The sequence below is a fragment of the Streptococcus mitis genome (assembly GCF_003944325.1).
Taxonomy (GTDB): domain Bacteria; phylum Bacillota; class Bacilli; order Lactobacillales; family Streptococcaceae; genus Streptococcus; species Streptococcus mitis_CW.
The window spans coordinates 1-1,421 of record NZ_RJPX01000083.1; the positions used below are offsets into that span (position 1 = coordinate 1).

Annotated in this window: 1 protein-coding gene; it reads left to right on the forward strand. The window is 39.5% G+C overall.

Translation table 11 applies throughout. The annotated features are described in order from the left end of the window. Positions 1 to 112 precede the first annotated feature (112 nt). Entirely contained in the window at positions 113 to 1,279 is a 1,167-nt protein-coding gene (locus D8787_RS11200; RefSeq protein ID WP_125423873.1) for an IS30 family transposase, read from the forward strand. Positions 1,280 to 1,421 lie beyond the last annotated feature (142 nt).

Genomic DNA, 1,421 nt, shown 5'->3' on the forward strand with positions numbered 1-1,421 from the left:
GGTAACTTCTCAAAGTAACTTCCACTTGGCTTGTCAAAGTAGAAGTTAGTCTAAAACGGATTTTTATGGTGGAATTAAGTATGAGACGTTTGAGTTAGAAATGAGGTCCACTATGACAAAACATAAACACCTTACCCTTTCAGACCGTAATGATATCCAATTAGGCTTAGAGCGCGGTGAAACCTTCAAAGCTATTGGACAACTTATTCTAAAAGATCCGACAACCGTTTCCAAAGAAGTCAAACGAAACAGACAAGTCCGAGAGTCTACATGCCATAACCTTCCTTGCCCTTTACTCGATAAGGCTCCCTTTGTCTGTAATGGATGTCCTAAAAGAAGACAAAATTGTGGATTTAAAAAAATTTTCTACCTTGCTAAACAAGCTCAAAAACAATACGAACAAACTCTTGTAGAAGCTCGTGAAGGGACTCCCCTTAATTCCAAGACCTTCTGGGACATGGACAAAGTCATTTCTGATGGGGTTAAAAAGGGACAACACATCTATCATATTCTGAAAACTCATAACCTTGATGTCAGCTCCTCAACTGTCTATCGACATATCCGAAAAGGATACCTATCTACCACTCCTATTGATCTTGCCAGAGCCGTTAAATTTAAAGAGAGACGGAAAAGTAAACTACCTTCCATCCCTAAAGAAGCTAAAAAAGGCCGTTCCTATGAGGATTTCCAAAACTATTTATCCCTTAATCAACTAGACTCTTGGCTAGAAATGGATACAGTTATGGGGAGGATGGGAGGTAAAGTACTACTCACCTTCAATCTCTCTTTCTGTAACTTTATCTTNGCTAGACTTCTGGGTAATAAAACTGCCCTTGAGGTTACAAAACACCTCTATGATATTAAGAACACTCTTCACGAAGCTGACAAAGATTTCTTCCAACTTTTTCCTGTCATTCTTACCGATAATGGTGGAGAGTTTGCCAGAGTTGATGATATCGAAATGGATGTGCGAGGAGAGAGTAAACTCTTCTTTTGTGACCCTAATCGCTCTGACCAGAAAGGGAGAATTGAGAAAAATCACACACTGATTCGCGACATTCTACCTAAGGGAACTTCTTTTGACAACTTAACTCAGGAGGACATCAATCTCGTTTGTTCGCATGTCAACAGCGTCAAACGGGCTGCTTTGAATGGAAAGTCAGCCTATGAACTCTTTGCCTTTACTTATGGAGAAGAGATTCCTAAGCTTCTCGGCATTTCTAAAATACCTGCAGAAGACGTCTGTCAGTCTTCAAAATTACTCCAACATAAAATCTAAAAACTAATCTTCAACCCCATTCAAACGTCTCACACTAACTTCCACCATAGCGGAACTTAATCTGAAACGCTTTCAGATGAGGGGATTTTGTGCGCTCTTTTTTTCGATTCATTTTGGCTACAAAAGCAATGAAATCAAGCAT